General features: G+C 60.6%; 1 protein-coding gene. It reads left to right on the plus strand.

From position 1 onward, the window contains the following. Window positions 1-672, plus strand: a 672-nt coding sequence (locus D8V06_RS16575; protein ID WP_277751305.1) for a proton-conducting transporter membrane subunit, incomplete at both ends; no start/stop codon positions are given.

The raw sequence follows: 672 nt of genomic DNA on the forward strand, positions 1-672 counted from the left end.
TCGCCAGCATGCTGTTCCTGGTGCTGGGCGATAACCTGTTGTTCCTGTACTTCGGTTGGGAAGGCGTGGGCCTGTGCTCGTACTTGTTGATCGGTTTCTACTACAGCAACCGCAACAACGGTAACGCCGCACTCAAAGCTTTCATCGTGACCCGAATCGGTGACGTGTTCATGGCCATCGGCCTGTTCATTCTGTTTGCCCAACTGGGCACGCTGAACGTCCAGGAACTGCTGGTGCTGGCACCGCAGAAATTCCAGGCCGGCGACTTCTGGATGGTCATGGCCACCCTGATGCTGCTCGGTGGCGCTGTCGGTAAATCCGCGCAACTGCCGCTGCAAACCTGGCTGGCAGACGCGATGGCCGGTCCAACGCCGGTTTCGGCACTGATCCACGCTGCAACCATGGTGACCGCGGGCGTTTACCTGATTGCCCGTACCCACGGCCTGTTCACCCTGGCGCCGGAAATCCTGCACCTGGTGGGCATCGTTGGTGGCGTGACCCTGGTTCTGGCTGGCTTCGCAGCCCTGGTCCAGACCGACATCAAGCGTATCCTCGCCTACTCGACCATGAGCCAGATCGGCTACATGTTCCTGGCCCTGGGTGTCGGCGCCTGGGATGGCGCGATCTTCCACCTGATGACCCACGCCTTCTTCAAGGCCCTGCTGTTCCTTG

The organism is Pseudomonas sp. Sample_24, assembly GCF_004307605.1.
Taxonomy (GTDB): Bacteria; Pseudomonadota; Gammaproteobacteria; order Pseudomonadales; family Pseudomonadaceae; genus Aquipseudomonas.